Annotated in this window: 16 protein-coding genes, 2 tRNA genes and 1 pseudogene; 9 read left to right on the forward strand and 10 right to left on the reverse strand. The window is 20.1% G+C overall.

What is annotated here, in order from left to right; translation table 11 throughout:
* Position 1 precedes the first annotated feature (1 nt).
* Genes gsiB through GJT81_RS00125 form a run of 3 tightly spaced genes read left to right on the forward strand, consistent with a single transcriptional unit; the run spans position 2 to position 3,346 of the window.
* Positions 2-1,543 (forward strand): glutathione ABC transporter substrate-binding protein GsiB, encoded by a 1,542-nt coding sequence (gsiB, locus tag GJT81_RS00115; RefSeq protein ID WP_169785335.1) that lies wholly within the window; start codon positions 2-4, stop codon positions 1,541-1,543.
* A 24-nt stretch (positions 1,544-1,567) separates the two neighbouring features.
* Positions 1,568-2,488: an ABC transporter permease subunit gene (locus GJT81_RS00120; RefSeq protein ID WP_169785336.1), complete on the forward strand. Its 921-nt coding sequence runs from the start codon at positions 1,568-1,570 to the stop codon at positions 2,486-2,488.
* 42 nt (positions 2,489-2,530) lie between these two features.
* The gene (locus tag GJT81_RS00125) at positions 2,531-3,346 is read left to right on the forward strand and encodes an ABC transporter permease subunit (protein WP_169785337.1); all 816 of its coding nucleotides are present in this window, start codon (positions 2,531-2,533) and stop codon (positions 3,344-3,346) included.
* A 12-nt stretch (positions 3,347-3,358) separates the two neighbouring features.
* Here GJT81_RS00125 and metG read toward each other — a convergent pair whose 3' ends face one another.
* The 6 genes from metG to ftsY all read right to left on the reverse strand — a co-directional run bounded on the left by metG (position 3,359) and on the right by ftsY (position 10,147).
* Positions 3,359-5,005, reverse strand: coding sequence for a methionine--tRNA ligase (gene metG, locus GJT81_RS00130; RefSeq protein ID WP_169785338.1), 1,647 nt, complete (start codon positions 5,003-5,005; stop codon positions 3,359-3,361).
* Between the two features lie 101 nt (positions 5,006-5,106).
* Positions 5,107-5,637 carry a metal-dependent hydrolase gene (locus tag GJT81_RS00135; protein WP_169785339.1) on the reverse strand — a complete coding sequence of 177 codons (531 nt, stop codon included), beginning with the start codon at positions 5,635-5,637 and terminating at the stop codon, positions 5,107-5,109.
* A gap of 25 nt (positions 5,638-5,662) precedes the next feature.
* Positions 5,663-7,603 carry an exoribonuclease II gene (locus tag GJT81_RS00140; protein WP_169785340.1) on the reverse strand — a complete coding sequence of 647 codons (1,941 nt, stop codon included), beginning with the start codon at positions 7,601-7,603 and terminating at the stop codon, positions 5,663-5,665.
* 66 nt (positions 7,604-7,669) lie between these two features.
* Complete coding sequence (gene ssb, locus GJT81_RS00145) at positions 7,670-8,194, reverse strand: single-stranded DNA-binding protein (RefSeq protein ID WP_169785341.1); 525 nt, start codon at positions 8,192-8,194, stop codon at positions 7,670-7,672.
* A gap of 72 nt (positions 8,195-8,266) precedes the next feature.
* The gene (rpoH, locus tag GJT81_RS00150) at positions 8,267-9,133 is read right to left on the reverse strand and encodes an RNA polymerase sigma factor RpoH (RefSeq protein WP_169785736.1); all 867 of its coding nucleotides are present in this window, start codon (positions 9,131-9,133) and stop codon (positions 8,267-8,269) included.
* 45 nt (positions 9,134-9,178) lie between these two features.
* On the reverse strand, positions 9,179-10,147 hold the full coding sequence (ftsY, locus tag GJT81_RS00155; RefSeq protein ID WP_169785342.1) for a signal recognition particle-docking protein FtsY: 969 nt from the start codon (positions 10,145-10,147) through the stop codon (positions 9,179-9,181).
* Positions 10,148-10,304: 157 nt separating this feature from the next.
* Here ftsY and rsmD point away from each other — a divergent pair, with 157 nt between their 5' ends.
* A complete protein-coding gene (gene rsmD / locus GJT81_RS00160) occupies positions 10,305-10,865 on the forward strand; it encodes a 16S rRNA (guanine(966)-N(2))-methyltransferase RsmD (protein WP_169785343.1) in 561 nt (186 codons plus the stop codon).
* A gap of 7 nt (positions 10,866-10,872) precedes the next feature.
* On the opposite strand, the gene GJT81_RS00165 is transcribed toward rsmD, so the two are convergent.
* Positions 10,873-11,154, reverse strand: coding sequence for a sulfurtransferase TusA family protein (locus tag GJT81_RS00165; protein ID WP_169785344.1), 282 nt, complete (start codon positions 11,152-11,154; stop codon positions 10,873-10,875).
* A 92-nt stretch (positions 11,155-11,246) separates the two neighbouring features.
* Here GJT81_RS00165 and recA point away from each other — a divergent pair.
* The 5 genes and pseudogenes from recA to GJT81_RS00190 all read left to right on the forward strand — a co-directional run.
* Positions 11,247-12,236, forward strand: a pseudogene (recA, locus tag GJT81_RS00170) (recombinase RecA); the annotation flags it as partial.
* An 87-nt stretch (positions 12,237-12,323) separates the two neighbouring features.
* Positions 12,324-14,960 carry an alanine--tRNA ligase gene (alaS, locus tag GJT81_RS00175; RefSeq protein ID WP_169785346.1) on the forward strand — a complete coding sequence of 879 codons (2,637 nt, stop codon included), beginning with the start codon at positions 12,324-12,326 and terminating at the stop codon, positions 14,958-14,960.
* Positions 14,961-15,126: 166 nt separating this feature from the next.
* Complete coding sequence (gene csrA / locus GJT81_RS00180; protein WP_169785347.1) at positions 15,127-15,312, forward strand: carbon storage regulator CsrA; 186 nt, start codon at positions 15,127-15,129, stop codon at positions 15,310-15,312.
* Positions 15,313-15,392: 80 nt separating this feature from the next.
* A tRNA-Ser gene (locus GJT81_RS00185) sits at positions 15,393-15,484 on the forward strand.
* Between the two features lie 10 nt (positions 15,485-15,494).
* Positions 15,495-15,568 (forward strand) — tRNA-Arg (locus GJT81_RS00190).
* A gap of 41 nt (positions 15,569-15,609) precedes the next feature.
* Here the strand turns inward: GJT81_RS00190 and metE are convergent.
* From metE to ligA, 3 genes are all read right to left on the reverse strand, one after another.
* The gene (metE, locus tag GJT81_RS00195; RefSeq protein ID WP_169785348.1) at positions 15,610-17,904 is read right to left on the reverse strand and encodes a 5-methyltetrahydropteroyltriglutamate--homocysteine S-methyltransferase; all 2,295 of its coding nucleotides are present in this window, start codon (positions 17,902-17,904) and stop codon (positions 15,610-15,612) included.
* Between the two features lie 128 nt (positions 17,905-18,032).
* On the reverse strand, positions 18,033-18,857 hold the full coding sequence (gene dapD, locus GJT81_RS00200) for a 2,3,4,5-tetrahydropyridine-2,6-dicarboxylate N-succinyltransferase (RefSeq protein WP_169785349.1): 825 nt from the start codon (positions 18,855-18,857) through the stop codon (positions 18,033-18,035).
* 87 nt (positions 18,858-18,944) lie between these two features.
* Complete coding sequence (ligA, locus tag GJT81_RS00205) at positions 18,945-20,963, reverse strand: NAD-dependent DNA ligase LigA (RefSeq protein ID WP_169785350.1); 2,019 nt, start codon at positions 20,961-20,963, stop codon at positions 18,945-18,947.
* Between the last annotated feature and the right edge of the window lie 6 nt (positions 20,964-20,969).

Below are 20,969 nucleotides of genomic sequence, written 5' to 3' on the forward strand. Positions count from 1 at the left end.
AATGATAATAAAACATAATATTAAATATATATTATTTTTTATTTTTTTTATGTTTAATAGTACATTGTTCGCTAATACAAAAAATGTAATAATAGCAATTGGTTCAGATATAACTACTCTAGAACCATATGATGCAAATGATACATTATCACAAAATGTTTCTAAATCATTTTATCAAGGATTATTTGAATTTGATAAAAATATGCATATAAAAAATGTATTAGCAAAAAGTTATAAAATAGAAAAATCTGGATATATTTGGATTATTTATTTAAAATCTGGTATTAAATTTCATGATAATACTAATTTTAATGCTAATTCAGTAAAAATTAATTTTGATCGTTTTAAAGATAAAAATAATAATTTTAAAAGATATAGTTTATTTAGTATAATTAATCAAGTTATAGTTGTAAATGACTTAACAGTAAAATTTATTTTAAAACAACCAATTTCTTCATTTATTAATATCTTAGCACATCCAGCATCAGTAATAGTATCACCTAGTGCTATTAATAAATATGGTAAAAATATTAAATTTCATCCTGTTGGAACAGGACCGTATATTTTTATAGAATGGTCTGAAAAAGAATATTTAAAAGTTAAAAAATGGAAAAATTTTTGGAAAAAAAATTATCCTAAATTAGATAGTATTACTTGGTTGTCAATATTAGATAATAATAGTAGAGTAATAATGTTAAAAAATGGAGAAGTAGATTTTGCTTTTCCTATTTCTTATGAACAAATTAAATTTTTAAAAAATAAATCTTATAATATTAAAATATCTGTAATTACTTCAATTATGCAAAGATATATTAGTTTTAATATTACTAAACCTCCTTTTAATAATTTAAAAGTTAGAAAAGCAATTAATTATGCCATTAACCGTCATATTTTAATTAAAGTAGCTTTTTCTGGATATGCTATACCTTCTTATGGTATCATTTCTCCTTTAATAAAATATTCAATAAGTTATCCAACTATAAAATATAATATTAAAAAATCAAAAGAACTTTTAAAACAAGCTGGATATCCTAATGGTTTTAATACTATATTATGGTCATCACATAATAATAATACATCATTAAAAGCATTACAAATTATTCAACAACAATTATTATTGGTTGGCATTCATATCAAAATATTTGCTTTAAATACAGAACAAAGAGTTACACAAGTGGAATCTAAGAATAAAAATAATAGTGAATTATTAATGTTATATACAGGATGGTCTCCATCTACAGGAGAAATTAATTGGGCTTTAAGTCCATTATTCTCAACATCATCTTTTCCTCCAGAATTATTTAATACATCTTTTTATAGTAATAAAATTGTAGATACAACATTAATCAATGCTAATAAAACAAATAATATAAAAATTAAAAAAGAATTATATAAGAAAATACAAGATATTATTTGGAATGATAAACCATGGGCTCCTTTAGTAATAGAAAAATTAATTTGTGCTTATAATAAAAATTTAATTAATTTTTTTATACAACCTGATGGAGGTTTTGATTTTAATGAAGCTGATAAAGTATATTAATTAATAATATTAAAATTTATGTTAATGTTTATATTTAAAAAATTTATAGAAACAATTATTTTAATATTTATACTTATTTCTATTGTATTTATAATATCTCATATATTACCAGGTGATCCAGTTAGTTTAATGAGTAATTCTGAAGTTAGTAATATTACTATCAAAAACATTCGTACTGAATTAGGATTAGATCAAAACTTAATTAAACAGTTTATATGTTTTTTAAAAAATATTATACATGGTAATTTAGGTTATTCATTTATTTCTAAAAAACCTGTATTAGAAGAAATTTCAAAAAAATTTTTAAATACATTTTTTTTAACAATAATAAGTATTTTAATAGGATCTATTACTGGTATTTTATTAGGCATATTTAGTTGTATAAAAAATAATAGTTATATTGATAATATAATCAATATATTTACTATTGCTGGAATATCATTTCCTTCTTTTACAATTGGATTATTATTAATAGAATTTTTTTCCATAAAAAATAATTTTATTTTAATTTATAGTAATAGTTATTGTGCATATATTTTACCTTCTATTACTCTTAGTATTACTATTATGTCCATTATTAGTAGAATTACTAAAGTCTCTTTAATGAATATTATACAAGAAAATTATATTTATAGTGCTAGAGCCAATGGTATTAGTGAATGGACAATTTTTACGAAATATGCATTACGTAATGCTATGATTCCAATTATCACTATGATTGGTTTACAATTTGGATTTTTACTTAGTGGATCTATTACAATAGAAATAATTTTTAACTTACCAGGAATGGGTAAATTATTATTAGATGCTATAGAAATGAGAGATTATCCTATAATACAAGCTTCAATAATGTTGTTTTCCATAGAATTTATTATTATTAATTTAATTTTAGACTTTATTTATAAATTAATTAATCCTAAACTTAATAATAAATTTATTATATAATAAGATATATAAATTCAATCAATATATCAGGTTTTTTTATTCATGAAAAAATTAAATTTTAGTTTTATAATATCGATTTTATTTGTTATATTACTTATTTTTATATCTATATTTCATTCATTAATCACACCTTTTGACCCTGAAAATTATTTTGACTATAATCATCTTAGTGCGGGACCTAGTAAACTACATTGGTTTGGATTAGATTCTTTAGGAAGAGATATATTTAGTAGAATATTATATGGAACTCATATTACACTTTTAACCAGTATAATTTCTGTAATTATAGGAGCCATAATTGGATCTTTTTTAGGATTATTAACAGGATATTACCAAAATAATTTTGATATTTTAATCATGAGAATATGTGATATATTACTTGCATTGCCTAGTATATTATTAGCTGTAATAATATCAGTTATTATTAAGAATGGAATTTTAAATGTTATATTTACTATAACTATTATAAATATTCCAATTTTTATTAGATTAGTAAGAAGTAATACTTTAATAATAAAAAATCAAGATTTTATTTTAGCATCTCAATGTATTGGATTATCTAATATTAAAATAGTGTTTTATCAAATTTTTCCTCTTATTATTAATTCTATTATAATATATTCTACTATGAGAATAGGTACTTCTATTATTACTGCCACAAGTTTATCTTTTTTAGGTTTAGGGATACAAGCACCAACTCCTGAATGGGGTTTAATGGTAAATGAATCTAGATTTGAAATGTTAACATCACCACATCTAATAATTTTTCCTAGTTTAGCTATATTTATAACTGTTTTGTCATTTAATATTATAAGTGATAATATTAAATATTTCATAACTTTAAATAAAAAATATTAATTTTTATTTAAATTAATATTTAGATAACTTTATTAATTTATTTAAATTGTTAATATCAATTCTTTTAAATAAGATTTTAAATTGTTTTATTTCACTACCTAAAAGTGGATAATATAAATTATTAAAATTTAATTTTTTTTTTAAAAAAATTTCACTTTTTTTGGATAATATAGGCATAATTGGTTTTATATAAGTTATAATTACACGAAACATATTAATACCCATAGAACAAATGTTTTGTATATTTAAATCTGTAATATTTTTTTTAGCTAATAACCAAGGTTTTTCATCATCAATATAACGATTAGCAATATCTGCTAATTTTAAAATTTCTTTTACAGCATGACTAAATTGTAAATTTATAAAGTAATTATGAATAATTTCTGATTTTTTAACAAAATTTAAATATAATTTTTTATCAATATTATCTGATAATTTATTATTAAAAAAATGATTTATAAAATATGATGTACGAGATGCTAAATTAACTATTTTATTAACAATACCATTATTAATTTGTATTACAAAATCATCTAAATTTAAATCAATATCATCTGTATTTAAAGATAATTTTGAAGCATAATAAAAACGTAAACTATCAGAATCTACATATTTTAACCAATTTTTTGCAGTAATAAATGTACCTTTTGATTTGGACATTTTATTACCATTTAATGTTACATGACCATGAACAAACAATTTAGTAGGTTTTCTAAAATTACTTCCTTCTAAAATAGCTGGCCAAAATAAACTATGAAAATAAATTATATCTTTTCCTATAAAATGATATAATTCTGTTATGGAATTAATATTCCACCATTCATAAAAATTTAATTTTTTGTTTTTATTACATAGATTTTTAAATGTACTAATATATCCAATAGGTGCATCTAACCAAACATAAAAATATTTATTTATTGTTCCTGGTATTTTAAAACCAAAATACGGTGTATCTCTAGTTATATCCCATAATTTTAATCCAGATATAAACCATTCTTTAACTTTATGTTCTACTGATTTTTGTAAAACTCCTGAACTGATCCATTTTTTAATTTTATCAGTAAATTGAGGTAAATCAAAAAAATAATGTTCAGTAATACGTAATTCTGGAATTGTATTAGATAAAATAGAAATAGGTTTTATTAAATCAATACTATTATAAGTTGATCCACAAACTTCACAATTATCACCATATTGATTTAAAGTTTTACATTTTGGACATGTACCTTTAACAAATCTATCTGGTAAAAATAGACCATAATTATGATCAAATAATTGGCTAATTATTTTTTTTTTTATAAAATTTTTTTTTTTTAAACGTAAATAAATAGAATTAGATATTAAACGATTTTCATCACTATGAGTAGTATAATAATTATTATAACTAATATTAAATTTTTTAAAATCTGATATGTGTTGTTTATGTATTTGAGAAATCATTTTTTCTGGAGTGATATTTAATTCTTGAGATTTTAACATAATAGCAGTACCATGAGCATCATCTGCACATATGAAATATATTTCATTAGAATAATATAATTTATTATGTCTTACCCAAATATCTGCTTGAATATGTTCTAACATATGTCCTAAATGAATAGGACCATTTGCATATGGTAAAGCACAGGTAACTAATATTTTTTTTTTATACTTCATCATAATTTTATTTATAAAATGAAACAATTTTTATGTTTTACTTTAAAATAGTATCATTTTATTTTTGTTAAAAATAGTAAATAGTAAATTTATTTAAAAATAATTTAATGAGATACATTATTATATAATCTTATAATAAAATTATTTCCTATAGGAAATAATAAATATAAAGATAATATTAATAATACATAACAAAAAATTTCTTCTTTAAAAAAATTATTTTTTATAATAGGTAATGAAAATTTTTTTTTGTATGGCCATAATAATGGTACTCCATAAGGAGTTAACATATCAGAACATATATGACTTGAATAACCTATTATAAATCCTATTTTTATATCAATAGGAATAATATTAAAACTATAATAATTTAAAAAAATTATAATAATAATTAAAGATAATAAACTATGTGTAAATCCTCGATGACCAAATATTTTAGATATTATATATGAAAATATCTTTATTTTATTTCCTAAAAAAGATTTAGGATGATCAATATCTGGCAATAAACATGTAATTATTGATGCTGGAATTATATGCCACCAATCATATTGGATTATATATTTATTTAAAATAAAATGTTGAATTAAAATGCTACTAGATATAGCAAAAATTATATGTCCTTTAAATTTCATTTATATAACCTAAAATAAATCTATTCTATTTTGCTAATTTAACAATTATATTATACGTATCAATATTAATTTCTTTAATAATAACTTTAATTTCATCACATAATTTAAATGTTAACTTGTTTTTAATATAAATTAAACCTTTTTCTGAATTAATATTAATTTCATTAATAATTGGATATAAAAATTTTTTGGGTATAAAAGCATATGCACCATTCTTTATTAAACGTACACGTATTCCAATATATAATATATCAATTATTTTAGATATAAAAACTTCTTTTGTATAAATACTATTTTTTAAAAATTTATAATATAACCAAGAAGATAAATCTTTGGAAGCTTGTTTATTTAAACATTTTATTTTATTCATCAAATAAAATATTTTATTTGATGGTTTATTAATTATTTCTTTTCTAATTATAGATTTTAATAATCTATGATTAATTATATCTCCAAACTTTCGAATAGGAGATGTCCAAGTAGCATAACATTTAACACCTAAATAAAAATGAGGTGCAGGTTTTACATGGAATATTGTCATTAATTGATATTTTTTTAAACGTTGTTTTAATAATTGTAAATTTTCTAATTTATCATTTATTTTTTTAAATCCTTTTAAATTTATTAAAAATGATACATTACATTCAATATTATATTCTTTTAATAAAGATATTACTTTATTTATTTTATTATAATTAAAACCATTATTTATATTATAAACTCCAAAACCTAATTTTTTTTTTAATATTTTTGCTGCACATATATTAGCTGCTATCATTGTTTCTTCAATAATTTTATGTGCAATACGTTTTTCCTCTATTATTATATTTAATATTTTTCCTTTATGATTAAATATAAATTTATAATCTTTATTATTAAATAATAATACATTTTTATTTTTCCATTTAATACGATATTGATAAAATTTATATAATAACAATATTTGTTGCTTTACATCATTATTTTTTGGATTCCAATTTCCTATATTTTCTAACCAATTAGATACATTATAATAACTTAATTTAGCTTTGGATTGTATCCAAGCTATAGAAAAATCTATTTGTTCTAATAAAATACCATGATTATTAATTTGCATTTTACATATTAATGCTGACCTGGTTTGATTAGGATTTAAAGAACATAAATTTTCTGATAAAAATTTAGGTAGTAAAGGAACAGTAAAACCAGGTAAATAATTAGTAAACATACGTTTTAATGCAATTTTATTTAATTCACTATCTTCAGATATATAAGATGTAGGATCAGCTATAGCTACATAAATAATTAATTTTTTTTCAGACATTTCTTTTATAAAAATAGCATCATCTATATCTTTAGTATCATTATTATCTATTGTAATAAAACATAAATCTGTAAGATCTTCTCTATATAAATTTTTGTCTAAAATATGTATATTTTTACATAAATCATCACTTGGAGGATCAATTTCAAGATTATATTTAGAAAGTATTGTCCACCATGGAATTAAATAATTATTATTTTTAGTTATATGTTCTAAAATTTCTGCAATAAAAACGTTTTTTTGTGTTTTTAAAGGATGATTAACTATAGTTGCAATTACTTTTTCTTTATTTTGAAAAATATGTTTAATATTTTTTTTAGAAAAACATTCTATAATTATATTGTGTAAAAGTTTATTTTCTGGAATAACAAATAATTTATTATTATTTATTTTTATGTTTCCTATAAAAAAATTTATTGATGATTTTAATAACTTAATAGGAATAGCTACTAATTTATTATTAATATGTTTAATACTAGCAATTACATAATCGTCATGGATTACGTATTTTATATATAAATTAGATATTTCATATATTTGATTTGATTCTGTTTCTAATATACCAAATTTTTTATTAAAAATTTTAATATTACCTTTTACTAGAAAAGATTTATTAGAAAATTTTTCTTTTAGTGATAGTAATACTTTATTATTATTTAACATAAGATAAAATCTTTTAATTATATTAATAATACAAAAATATTTTTATTATAAAATATACATTTATAATTAAAATGGAATATCATCTTCAAAATCAATAATATTTTCATGTTTATCTGATAATAATGATTGATTATTTTCTTTATTTATTAAATCATTATCTGTTTTTGAATTCCAATGATTATTTTCTAATTTATTTTTATTATTAATTGGTTGTTTATTCATTATATTTTCATTTTGACGATTATTTCCTAACATTTGCATAGTACCTCCTATACTAACTATTACTTCAGTAATATAATGATTTTGTCCATTTTGATCTTGCCATTTTCTTGTTTGTAAATATCCTTCTATATATACTTGAGATCCTTTTCGTAAATATTCATTAGCGATTTCTGCTAATTTACCAAAAATTACAATTCTATGCCATTCTGTTTTTTCTTTATTTTCTTTAGTTTGTTTATCTTTCCAATTTTCTGAAGTAGCCATTATAATATTAACAACAGCATTACCATTCGGCATATAACGAATTTCAGGATCTTTTCCTAAATTGCCTATTAAAATTACTTTATTAATACCTCTTTTACTAGACATAATATGTTCCTTTTTTTAAAAAAATAAATTATTAAAAATAATTTAAAAAGTTTTATATAAAAATCAATTAAGTTAATAATGTTCTATTGATAAACGTAACTTTTTCATAGCATTTTTTTCTAATTGACGAATTCTTTCAGCAGAAATACCATAATAATTAGCTAACTCTTGTAATGTAGTTTTATTTTTATTTTTATTTAACCAACGAGAATATATTATATTTCTACTACGTTGATCTAATTTTAATATGGCATTGGATAACTTATGTGAAATATAATCTTTCCAATTATTTTGTTCAATATCGTAAGCAAAATTAGATTGTTTATCTTGAAGATAATATGTAGAATTAGTATTTTTATTATTTTTAATATTATTTTGTATCGGAAAATCAAATGTCATATCCTGTGATGACATTCTTGATTCCATTTCTTTTACATCTTTAATTGATACTCCTAATTCTTGAGCTACCATATTAATTTCTTCTATATTAAACCAACCTAATCTTTGTTTAGCTTTACGTAAGTTAAAAAATAATTTTCTTTGTGCTTTAGTTGTTGCTACTTTTACTATACGCCAATTTCGTAATACATACTCATGTATTTCTGCTTTTATCCAATGAACAGCAAAAGAAACTAAACGAACACCTATTTCTGGATTAAATCTACGAACAGCTTTCATTAAACCAATATTGCCTTCCTGTATAAGATCAGCTAACTGTAATCCATAACCAGAATATTTTTTAGCTACATGTACAACAAAACGTAAATGAGATAAAATTAATTTTTTTGCAGATATAATATCACCTTTATAAAACAATTTGTTTGATAATTCTTTTTCTTCTTTATGAGTTAGCATAGGCCATATATTAGTTATATATATATATGACTCTAAAGTTCCTAATGGAGTTATGGATGATGTTAACATCATATCTTTAATCATCATATCCTCTTAAAGTTTTAACAAAACTTAATTTTTTAATAAATTTTAATTTTTATAAAAAATAGCATTAATAAATTCTTTAGCATTAAATAAATGTAAATTAGTAATCTTTTCTCCAGAACCAATATACCTGATTGGTATACCAAATTCATTAGCTAAAGAAAAAATAATTCCTCCTTTAGCTGTTCCATCAACTTTAGTAACAGTTATACCTGTAACTCCAATACTATCATGAAATATTTTTAATTGATTAATAGAATTTTGTCCAATATTAGCATCTAATATTAACATGATCTCATCAGGGGGAGATTGATTATTAACTTTTTTAATTACGCGAACAATCTTTTTTAATTCTTCTATTAAATTTAAATTATTATGTAATCTACCTGCTGTATCTGCTATTAATATATCAATATTTTTATTTTTAGCTTTATAAAAAGCATCAAAAATTACAGATGCACTATCTTTTTTTTTATAGTTATTTACAATATAACTATGACTTTTATTACTCCAAAAAGTTAATTGTTTATCAGCACCAGCTCTAAAAGTATCTCCAGATGCTAAAAGTACTGATTTATTATTTTTATAAAAATAATAAGCTAATTTTCCTATAGTAGTTGTTTTACCAACACCATTTACACCAATAATTAAAATTATAAATGGTTTCTTATTACCAATAATTAATGGACGTTCTACAGGAATTAATATATTTAACATTTCATGTTTTATATAATCATATAATAAAAATGAACTTTGTAATTTTTTTTTATCTGCATATTTAGATACTAAATTAATAATTTTTTTAGTTGTTTTTAATCCTACATCAGCAGTAATTAAAGTTTTTGTTAAAGAATTAAATAGTTTTTCATCTATAATATTTTTATTACTAAAAATCTTAATAATTTCTTTACCAATATTTCTACTAGTTTTTAATAAACTATTTTTTAAATAACTAAAAAATCCTTGTTTTTTTTTAACTATTGCAGCAGGAATAGATATTTTATTTTGTGTCATAATGTTTTATTGTATATATATAATTTTATAATTTTAATTTGATAAAAGATACTTAATATTAAGTATAATAAATATTATTTAATTAATATATAAAAAAATAATATTTCAATTTATTAATTAAGATTTAATGTTTTTATATATAGTCAATATTATTCATATGAACAAAATAAATATTATTTCAGGAAAATGGAAAGGTAAAAAAATATATGTGATTAAAGATAAAAATTTAAGACCTACAATGAATTTTATTCGTGAAAATTTATTTAATTGGTTATCTAAAAATCTATATATGCTAAAATGTTTAGATTGTTATGCTGGTACTGGAGCTCTTAGTTTTGAAGCTTTATCAAGAAATGCTTTATCTGCTACTTTAATTGAAAATAATTTTAAAATTTTTCAACAATTAAGAAAAAATTCTATTTTATTACAAACTAAAAAAATAATGTTAATTTATAAAAATACTTTGGATTATTTATCTACACGTGGGAATCAATATGATTTAATTTTTATAGATCCTCCATTTTCTAAAAAAAATATATTAATTGAAAAAACTTGTTTTTTATTAGAAAACAATTATTGGTTAAAAAATAATGCATTAATTTATCTTGAATATAAAATAAATAGTACAAAAATTGTATTACCAAAAAATTGGTTTTTATATCGTAAGAGAAAATTAAGTATTGTAAATTATGAATTATATAAAAGAAATTATATTTAATATACAATTATTTATTAAAATTTTTTATTACAAATAAATAAGGAATAGAATTTATTTTTTTTTTAATAATTTTATATTTCATAAATAAACAAAATTGTTTTATATCTAAATAAACTAAGTTATTATCAGTAATAATAAGTAAAGTTTGATTTTTTATCATATTGCGAGTTTTTTTTTTAATCATTATTAATGTTTCAGGACAATGAAAACCTTTTATATTTAAAATATAAGTAGGATTACTATAAAATTTTTTAATTCCATAATTATTAATTATATTATTATTATTCAAAATAAGACTATTTATATATATTCATAAAATGTTTTATATTAACATACAATATAAAAAAATTGTATTTAAAGATATATTTATAAGGAAACTTTGTGAATTTAACAAAAGAAAAACAAAAAGTTCTTGATGATGCTATTTCTCAAATAGAAAAACAATTTGGAAAAGGTTCTATTATGAGACTAGGTGATAATAGAACTATGGATATAGAATCTATATCAACAGGATCTATAACTTTAGATATAGCTTTAGGTATAGGTGGATTACCTATTGGTCGTATTGTAGAAATATATGGTCCAGAAGCTTCAGGAAAAACTACATTAACATTACAAGTTATAGCTGAAGCTCAAAAAGCCGGTAAAATATGTGCTTTTATTGATGCAGAACATGCTTTAGATCCTATATATGCTAAAAAACTTCATGTTGATATTAATCGTTTATTATGTTCTCAACCTGATACAGGAGAACAAGCATTAGAATTATGTGATGCATTAGCTAAATCAGGTATAGTAGATGTTATTATTGTAGATTCTGTAGCAGCATTAACACCTAAAGCAGAAATTGAAGGAGAAATAGGAGACTCTCATATAGGATTAGCTGCTAGAATGATGAGTCAAGCAATGCGTAAATTAGCTAGTAATTTAAAACAATCTAATACATTATTAATTTTTATAAATCAAATACGTATGAAAATAGGTGTATTATTTGGTAATCCTGAAGTTACCACTGGTGGTAATGCTTTAAAATTTTATTCTTCTATAAGATTAGATATTCGTAAAATTGGTAATGTTAAAAATGGAGATAATATTATTGGTAGTGAAACAAGAGTAAAAGTAGTAAAAAATAAAGTTGCTGTACCTTTTAAACAAGCAGAATTTCAAATTATATATGGAGAAGGAATCAATATTTATGGAGAATTATTAGATTTAGGTGTTACACAAAAATTAATAGAAAAATGTGGTTCATGGTATAGTTATAAAAATGAAAAAATAGGACAAGGAAAATTAAATGCTATAAATTTTTTAAAACAAAATAAAAAAAAAGCAAATGATATTGAATCAAAATTAAGAGAAATTTTATTAAATAAAAATATTTTTTAAAAACTATTACTATTTTTTAATAAATTGTAAATTTTAAAAAAAATAAACAAATAAATTAAAGGTTTTTTATCCATGGTAAAAACAACTAATGAAATTAGTAAGATTTTTCTAAATTATTTTTCTGATAAAAAACATATTATCATGAAAGGTAGTTCATTAATACCACAAAATGACTCATCATTATTATTTACAAATGCTGGAATGAATCAATTCAAAGAATTTTTTTTAGGAAATAAACAATCTAATCAATCACGTATAGTTACAATACAAAAATGTATACGTATTGGAGGAAAACATAATGATTTAGAAAATGTAGGTTTTACAAATAGACATCATACATTTTTTGAGATGTTAGGCAATTTTAGTTTCGGAGATTATTTTAAAAAAGAAGCTATTTATTATGCATGGGAGTTATTAACTGATTCAAAATGGTTTAATTTGAATAAAAAAAAAATATTTGTTACTGTATATTATACAGATAAAGAGACTTATAATATTTGGTATAAACATATAGGAGTTTTAAAAAAAAATATTATTTTAATCGGAGATAAAAATAATATTCTTTATAATTCTGATAATTTTTGGCAAATGGATAATACTGGTCCTTGTGGACCTTCAACTGAAATTTTTTATGATTTAGGAGAACATTTATCTGGTGATATTATTAATAATACTGGAAATCGTTTTATTGAAATATGGAATATTGTATTTATACAATTTAATAAAACTTCATATGGAAAATTAATTCCATTAAATATAAAGTCAGTTGATACAGGTATGGGATTAGAACGTATTAGTTGTGTTTTACAAGGATTTGATTCTAATTATCAATTAAATATATTTAAAAAATTAATTAAATATATAGCTACAATTACTAATACAACTAATTTAGAAAATAATTCTTTAAAAGTAATAGCAGATCATATTAGATCTACTGTATATTTAATATATGAAGGAATATTACCTAGCAATGAAAATAGAGGTTATGCTTTACGAAAAATTATAAGGAGAGCTATAAATCATGGAAAAATGTTAGGACAAAAAAAACCTTTTTTTTATAAAATAGTAAAAATATTTATAGAAAACATAAGTATTGATTCCAAAATAATAAAATTAGATGAAAAATGTAAGTTTATTGAAAAAATTATACAAAATGAAGAAAAAAACTTTGAAAAAATTTTAAAAAATGGAACAATATTATTAAATAAAGAAATTAAAAAATTAAAAACAAATATTTTAAGTGGTAAAAAAGTATTTTATTTATATGATACTTTTGGAGTATCAATAGATTTAATAAAAAGTATATGTAAAAAAAAAAATATTGATATAAATCAAAAAGAATACAATCAATATATGGATATACAACGTAATCTTGCTAGGAAAAATAATTTATTTAAAAATAATCAAAAGTCACATTATATAAATAAAAAATCAAAATTTGAAGGATATTGTAAATTTGAAACTAATAGTCGTATATTAGATATATATATAAATAATAAACTAACAAATAAAATTCATAAAGGTGAAAAAGGAGTAATAATATTAAATATTACCCCATTTTATGGAGAATCAGGAGGACAAATAGGTGATATAGGTTATTTAGAAAAAGATCAGAATAATTTATTTAAAGTTTGTAATACCAAAATTAATAAAGACTTAATACTTCATATAGGAGAAATGATTTCAGGTACATTAGTTGTAAATGATAATTTAAAAGCTAAAATAAATATTGATTTTAGACAAAATATTAGTAGAAATCATTCTGTAACACATTTATTACATGCTTGTTTACGTAAATTATTAGGAGAACATGTACAACAAAAAGGATCTTATATTACAGACACTTATTTACGTTTTGATTTTTCTTATTTTAAGAATTTAGATTTTTTATTCTTATTAAAAATAGAAAAAATGATAAATAATTATATATTTGATAATATTCCTGTTAAAATATACACAATTAATAAATATATAGCTAAAAAAAATGAAAACATAATATCATTATTTGATGAAAAGTATGGTGATATTGTTAGAATTGTGGAAATAGAAAAAATTTCTAAAGAATATTGTGGAGGAACTCATATATTAAATACGAATCAAATTGGTTTTTTTATAATTAAAAAATTTAGTAATATATCACATGGAATTAAAAGAATACATGCTATAACTCATGATTATTCATTACAATATATACAAAAACAAAATGAAAGATTAAAATTAATTATTGATATTTTTAAAACTAATAAAGCTCATTTAATTGAAAAAATTTTAATATATAAAAATAAAAGAAGTATTTTAAAAAAATCTTTAAATAATTTAGAACAATATTTTATTGAGAATGAAAGTAAAATATTATTATCAAATAATATTTTTTCACAAAATATTAATTTTATAATAAGCAATATTTATAATTTTCATCCTAAATTATTTCATTTATTCTTAAAGAATTTAATTAGTAAAATAAATAATTTTATAATAATATTATCTACTAAATGGGATAATAATTATTATATAATGATAAAAATTTCTAATAATTTAGCAAATAATATTAATGTTATTAAAATTATTAATAAATTATGTGATAAAAATCATTGTAAAATTGGAGGATGTGTTACCATAGCACAAATAAATTGTGATTTTAATGAAATACAATTTAATTTATTTTTAACTAAAATTAAATCATTTTTTTTAAATTATATAAAAAATTAATATTTAATATATAAACATTTTTTATTAATAGAAAATTTAAAACATTGTTTTAATGTAAAAATTTTATGAAAATATTTTAATTAATAATTTTTAATTAAATATTACTTAATTTTAATTTTAATTTTAATTTTAATTTTTATTTTTTATTTTTTTCAAGGAGAAAAAAATGCTTATTCTTACTCGCCGAGTAGGCGAAACACTTATGATAGGTGATGAAGTTATGGTAACAGTCTTAGGAATTAAAGGAAATCAAGTTCGAATTGGTGTTAATGCTCCTAGAGAAATATCTGTTCATCGTGAAGAAATTTATCAACGTATTCAAGCAGAAAAAAATCAGCAAACAACTTGTTAAATAAATAAAATAATTTTGTATAAAATCTTAAATAATTAATTTGACTTATTTTTTTATAAAATATAGTATAATTTTTATATGGTGAGATGGCCGAGTGGTTGAAGGCGCACCCCTGCTAAGGGTGTATGTGGTATGAACTATTACATCGAGGGTTCGAATCTCTCTCTCACCGAATTTAAAGGGCATCCGTAACTCAGTGGAATAGAGTACTCGGCTACGAACCGAGCGGTCGGAGGTTCGAATCCTCCCGGATGCAAATTAGTTATAAATATTTTTAAAAAATTTATTTAATCACTATTAAAAATTATTATATTTTTTTCTTAAAATTTTTGTTGCTTTAACCATATTATATAAACTTTGTTTTACTTCTTCCCAAGTTCTTGTTTTTAATCCACAATCAGGATTAACCCAAAAATTTTTAAAAGAAATATTTTTTAATGCTTTAATTAAAAATTTTTTAATTTTATTTATAGATGGTATATTAGGTGAATGTATATCATATACTCCTAGTCCTAATTCATTAGGATAATTTAAATTCTTAAATAATTTAATTAAATTATCACCAGAACGAGATGTTTCAATACTAATAACATCAGCATCTAAAGCTATTATATCATGTATAATATCTTTGAATTCAGAGTAGCACATATGAGTATGAATTTGTGTTACATCTTTTGTAGATGATATTGTTAAATGAAAAGATTCTTTAGCCCATTTTAAATATGAATTCCATTCAGATTTTTTTAATGGTAATCCTTCTCTTAAAGCAGGTTCATCTATTTGTATAATTTTAATGTTAGCTTTTTCTAAATCGTATATTTCTTCTTTTAGAGCTAATGCAATTTGTTTAGTAATTTCTATAGGAGAAATATCATCTCTAGGAAAAGACCAAAGTAACATTGTTATAGGTCCAGTTAACATTCCTTTAACTATTTTTTTTGTTAACGATTGTGCGTATTTAGACCAATATACTGTTATAGGTTTTTTTCTACTAATATCTCCAATAATAATTGGAGGTTTTACACAACGAGAACCATAACTTTGAACCCAACCATTTTCAGTTATAACAAAACCATTAAGATTTTCTCCAAAATATTCAACCATATCGTTTCTTTCAGGTTCACCATGTACTAATACATCTAAATCTAAATTTTCTTGAATATTAATTATATTTTTAATATGTTTTTTCATATTTTTTTTATAATTATCATAGCTAATAAATCCTGATTTAAAATCAGATCTTAATTTTCTAACATCTGAAGTTTGTGGAAATGATCCTATTGTAGTAGTTGGAATAAATGGTAATTTTAACTTTCTCTTTTGTAACAGTGATCTTGTATTATAATTTTTACGATTATTTATAATATGATTTCCAATTAATAATATTTTTTTTTGTACTTTTATATTAGTTATATCTTTGAAAAATTTTCTAGAATATATAGATTCACTCCATTGAACTAATTCACTATAATCATTATTATTTATAGCTTTAGTTATTAAAGATAATTCTTTACATTTTTGTATTGAAAAAGAAAACCAATTTTTAATTTTTTTATTTAATTTAAATTCTAAATTCAAATCTACTGGACTATGTATTAATGAACAAGAACTACCAATCCATAATAATGGTCTACTTTTTTTTATAGATAATAAAATATCATACCATTTTTTTAAATTAGTTTTCCAAATATTTCTACCACTAATAATTCCAAAAGATATAATCCATTTTTTAGAAATATTATTATTGATATATTCAATATTATCTTTTCCATTAACTAAATCTATATGTATTCCATGTACAGGCAACATTTTAATTAATTCAATATTATGACTAATACTACCAAAATATGTAGTTAATAATATATTAATATTATTAATATTATCTCTTAAAATATCATAAGCATTTTTAAACGCTTGTAACCATTTTTTTGGTAATTCTAGTGCTAAAATAGGTTCATCTATTTGAACCCATTGAATATTTCTTTTTTTTATTTCTAATAATATTTCAATATATACTGATAAAATATTTGTTAATAATTCTAAACGACTAAAATGATTATTTTGTATTTTATTACCTAACCAAAGATATGTAATAGGACCTATTAATATAGGTTTAATATTATTAAAATTCATTTTAATAGCTTCATCTAATTCATTTAATAGTTCTTTTGAGGAAAAATGAAAAGATTGATTTTTATAAAATTCGGGAACTATATAATGATAATTAGTATTAAACCATTTAGTCATTTTACTAGCATTTAATGATTTTTTATCATGAAGAGAACCTCTAGCAATATAAAACATTGTATCTATATTTATAATATTATTAATTTCTTCTTTAAACCTTATAGGAACATTTCCTAGCATTAAACTAATATTAAGTACATGATCGTACCATGCAAAATCACCTATAGGTAATAAATCAATATTATTAACTTTTTGTTCGTTTAAGTTAAATTTTCTAATATTATAACCAATATCAAATAATTTTTTTTTTGTAATTTGATTATTCCAATATTTTTCTTGAGCTTTTTTTAATTCACGATAGGGACCAATTCTAGGAAAACCTAATGTATGACTTAATACTTTCATATTTATAAATACCTATTTAAAATTATAATTTATACAAATATTTATTTTACTATAAATATAATTTTCAACTAAAAAAATTTTGTTATTTATAATTATAAATATCTAAATTACTAAAATTTAGAGACAATTTAATTATTTTCACGTAAAATATTATTAATTTCAATTTTACTTAGAGTTTTACAATCTACTTTTTTAACTATTACAGCACAATATAAACTATATTTATTATTTTTATCTGGTAGATTACCAGGTACTACAACTGAACCACTAGGAACTTTACCAAAGAAAACTAATCCTGTTTCTCTATCATATATTTTAGTACTTTGACCAATATATACACCCATAGAAATTACTGTACCACTCTCAATGATAACTCCTTCAACTATTTCTGATCTAGCTCCAATAAAACAATTATCTTCTATAATTGTTGGATTAGATTGAATAGGTTCTAAAACACCACCTATACCAACTCCACCAGATATATGAACATTTTTACCAATTTGTGCACATGATCCAATAGTAGACCAAGTATCTATCATAGTACCATTACCTATATAAGATCCTATATTTATAAAAGAAGGCATCAAAATAACGTTTTTATCTAAAAAAGATCCATATCTAACAGTAGTTGGAGGAATAATACGACAATTTAATTTATTAAAATTATCTTTACTCATATTATTAAATTTTGAAGGTATTTTATCATAATAATAATTATATTCACCTTTGATGAAAAAATTATCACTAATTTTAAAATATAATAAGATTGCTTTTTTTATCCATTGATGTGTTATCCAATTATTTTTTATTTTTTCTGATACTCTTAATTTTCCTTTATCTAACATTTCAATAATTTTATGAACAGCATTAATTAACTCTTTATCTTTTAAAAATTTTGTATTATTAATTTGTTTAGAAAAATAATATTCTATTATATTTTGATATTTTATCATAATAATTTATTTATTAATAAATAATATTTTATTAAATATATTAAAGATATCATTTATTATATAAATAAACAATTTATATATATAATACTAAAATGAATATTTATTAATTAATTTTATTAATTGTTGTTCATTTATTATCATTATATTAAATTTTTTTGCTTTAAATATTTTAGAGCCAGGTTTTTCTCCTATAATAATTATATCTATATTTTTAGATATATGATCATAAATTATACCACCTAAATTTATTAATTTTTCTATTATATTAATTCTTTTAATAGAACTTAATTTACCTGTTAATACTATTTTTTTTTTATAAAAAAAATTTTTATTTATATTATAATTTATCCAATTAATACCAATTTTATTAACTAATTGATTAATTACATATAAATTATTTTTATTTTGAATAAAATTATATATATTGTATGCAATTTTTTTTCCTATTCCAGGTACACAATAAAAATCTTTTAATTCTGCATTTAATAAGTTATTCAAATTTTGAAAATAATTATTTAAATTATTTGCAGTAACTAAACCTACTTCATCAATACCTAAAGAAAATAAAAATTTAGTAAAAGTAGTTTTTTTTGATATTTCTAGTGATTTTAATATTTTTAAAATAGATTTATTTCCTAAATAAGAAATTTTATTTAAAATATTCATATTTAATTTAAATAAATCTATAGTGTTTTTTACTAAATTAGCATCTACTAATTTATCAATTAATTTGTTACCTATATAATTAATATTCATTGCATTACGTGATATAAAGTGTTTTAAATATCCTTTTAATTGAGATTTACAATCTAATCCAGATAGACAATATAATATTGTTTTATTATGACTTTTATTTTTTAAAATAGATTTACAATCTGGACATATTTTAGGAATAATAATATTAGTTATAATATTATTTACTCTTTCTTGTTTTATATTATTTATTATTTTTGGTATAACATCACCACAACGTTGTACTATTATTACATCACCTATTTTTAAATCTAATTTTTTTATTTCATTAATATTATATAAACTAGCATTACTAATATTTACTCCATTTATTTTAATGGTTTTAAACTTTCCTACAGGAGTAATTAATCCTGTTCTTCCTATTTGAAAAATAACATTTTTTAATATTGTTGTTTTTTCTTGTGGAGGAAATTTATATGCAATAGCCCATTTTGGTGCATGTGAAGTACATCCTAAAATTTTTTGTATTACAAAATTATCTATTTTAATAACTATACCATCAATATGATATGGTAAATTATTTCTTTTTTCTTTTATTTTTTTATAAAATAATAAAATTTCTTTTAAAGAAGTACAAATTATTGTATAATCAGAAGTTGGTAAGCCAAATTTTTTTAATTTTTTTAATGTTTCTAATTGACTATATAATTTTTTTTTACTTTTTATAAAACCTATACCATAACTAAAAAAATTTAATAATTTATTATTAATATTATTATAAATGTTTTTTAAAAATAAAGCACTTACTACTGCACTACGAGTGTTTGAAAATTTTTTATTTAAAATATTTTTTTTATTTAAAATTTTTAAATTTTTTTTTGTCATAAACATTTCTCCTCTAACTTCTAATATAGAAGGAAGATTATTTCCTTGAAGTTTATGAGGAATATCATGTATATATAATATATTATCAGTGATATTTTCTCCTATTATTCCATTACCTCTAGTAGAGGCTTGTATTAATTGACCATTTTTATATAGTAAATTTACTGCTATTCCATCAAATTTTAATTCACAACAAAAACAATTTATGTCTTCATTAAAATAATTTTTTATAGGTTTAAAAAATTTTAAAAATAAATCATCTTTATTAAAAACATTATTCAATGATAACATAGGTATCATATGATTTATTTTTTTAAAATCTTGTAAAAAAATACCTCCTACCAATTGAGTTGGAGAATTATTAGTTATTAAATAAGGAAACAAATTTTCTAATTGTTCTAATTTATATAATAATTTATCATATTCATGATCTGGTATTTCTGGTTCATGTAATACATGATACTTATAATTATGATATTTTATCTTATTACATAAATTTATAATTTTTTTTTTAAATGACTTTTGCATAAAATT

It is taken from the genome of Enterobacteriaceae endosymbiont of Plateumaris consimilis (genome assembly GCF_012563145.1).
GTDB lineage: Bacteria > Pseudomonadota > Gammaproteobacteria > Enterobacterales > Enterobacteriaceae.

What these genes read in the sequence shown, in the direction of transcription:
- gsiB (WP_169785335.1), top strand. Translation starts at nt 2, where the DNA reads ATGATAATAAAACATAATATTAAATATATATTATTTTTTATTTTTTTT.
- GJT81_RS00120 (WP_169785336.1), top strand. Translation starts at nt 1,568, where the DNA reads ATGTTTATATTTAAAAAATTTATAGAAACAATTATTTTAATATTTATA.
- GJT81_RS00125 (WP_169785337.1), top strand. Translation starts at nt 2,531, where the DNA reads ATGAAAAAATTAAATTTTAGTTTTATAATATCGATTTTATTTGTTATA.
- metG (WP_169785338.1), bottom strand. Translation starts at nt 5,005, where the DNA reads ATGATGAAGTATAAAAAAAAAATATTAGTTACCTGTGCTTTACCATAT.
- GJT81_RS00135 (WP_169785339.1), bottom strand. Translation starts at nt 5,637, where the DNA reads ATGAAATTTAAAGGACATATAATTTTTGCTATATCTAGTAGCATTTTA.
- GJT81_RS00140 (WP_169785340.1), bottom strand. Translation starts at nt 7,603, where the DNA reads ATGTTAAATAATAATAAAGTATTACTATCACTAAAAGAAAAATTTTCT.
- ssb (WP_169785341.1), bottom strand. Translation starts at nt 8,194, where the DNA reads ATGTCTAGTAAAAGAGGTATTAATAAAGTAATTTTAATAGGCAATTTA.
- rpoH (WP_169785736.1), bottom strand. Translation starts at nt 9,133, where the DNA reads ATGATTAAAGATATGATGTTAACATCATCCATAACTCCATTAGGAACT.
- ftsY (WP_169785342.1), bottom strand. Translation starts at nt 10,147, where the DNA reads ATGACACAAAATAAAATATCTATTCCTGCTGCAATAGTTAAAAAAAAA.
- rsmD (WP_169785343.1), top strand. Translation starts at nt 10,305, where the DNA reads ATGAACAAAATAAATATTATTTCAGGAAAATGGAAAGGTAAAAAAATA.
- alaS (WP_169785346.1), top strand. Translation starts at nt 12,324, where the DNA reads ATGGTAAAAACAACTAATGAAATTAGTAAGATTTTTCTAAATTATTTT.
- csrA (WP_169785347.1), top strand. Translation starts at nt 15,127, where the DNA reads ATGCTTATTCTTACTCGCCGAGTAGGCGAAACACTTATGATAGGTGAT.
- metE (WP_169785348.1), bottom strand. Translation starts at nt 17,904, where the DNA reads ATGAAAGTATTAAGTCATACATTAGGTTTTCCTAGAATTGGTCCCTAT.
- dapD (WP_169785349.1), bottom strand. Translation starts at nt 18,857, where the DNA reads ATGATAAAATATCAAAATATAATAGAATATTATTTTTCTAAACAAATT.
- ligA (WP_169785350.1), bottom strand. Translation starts at nt 20,963, where the DNA reads ATGCAAAAGTCATTTAAAAAAAAAATTATAAATTTATGTAATAAGATA.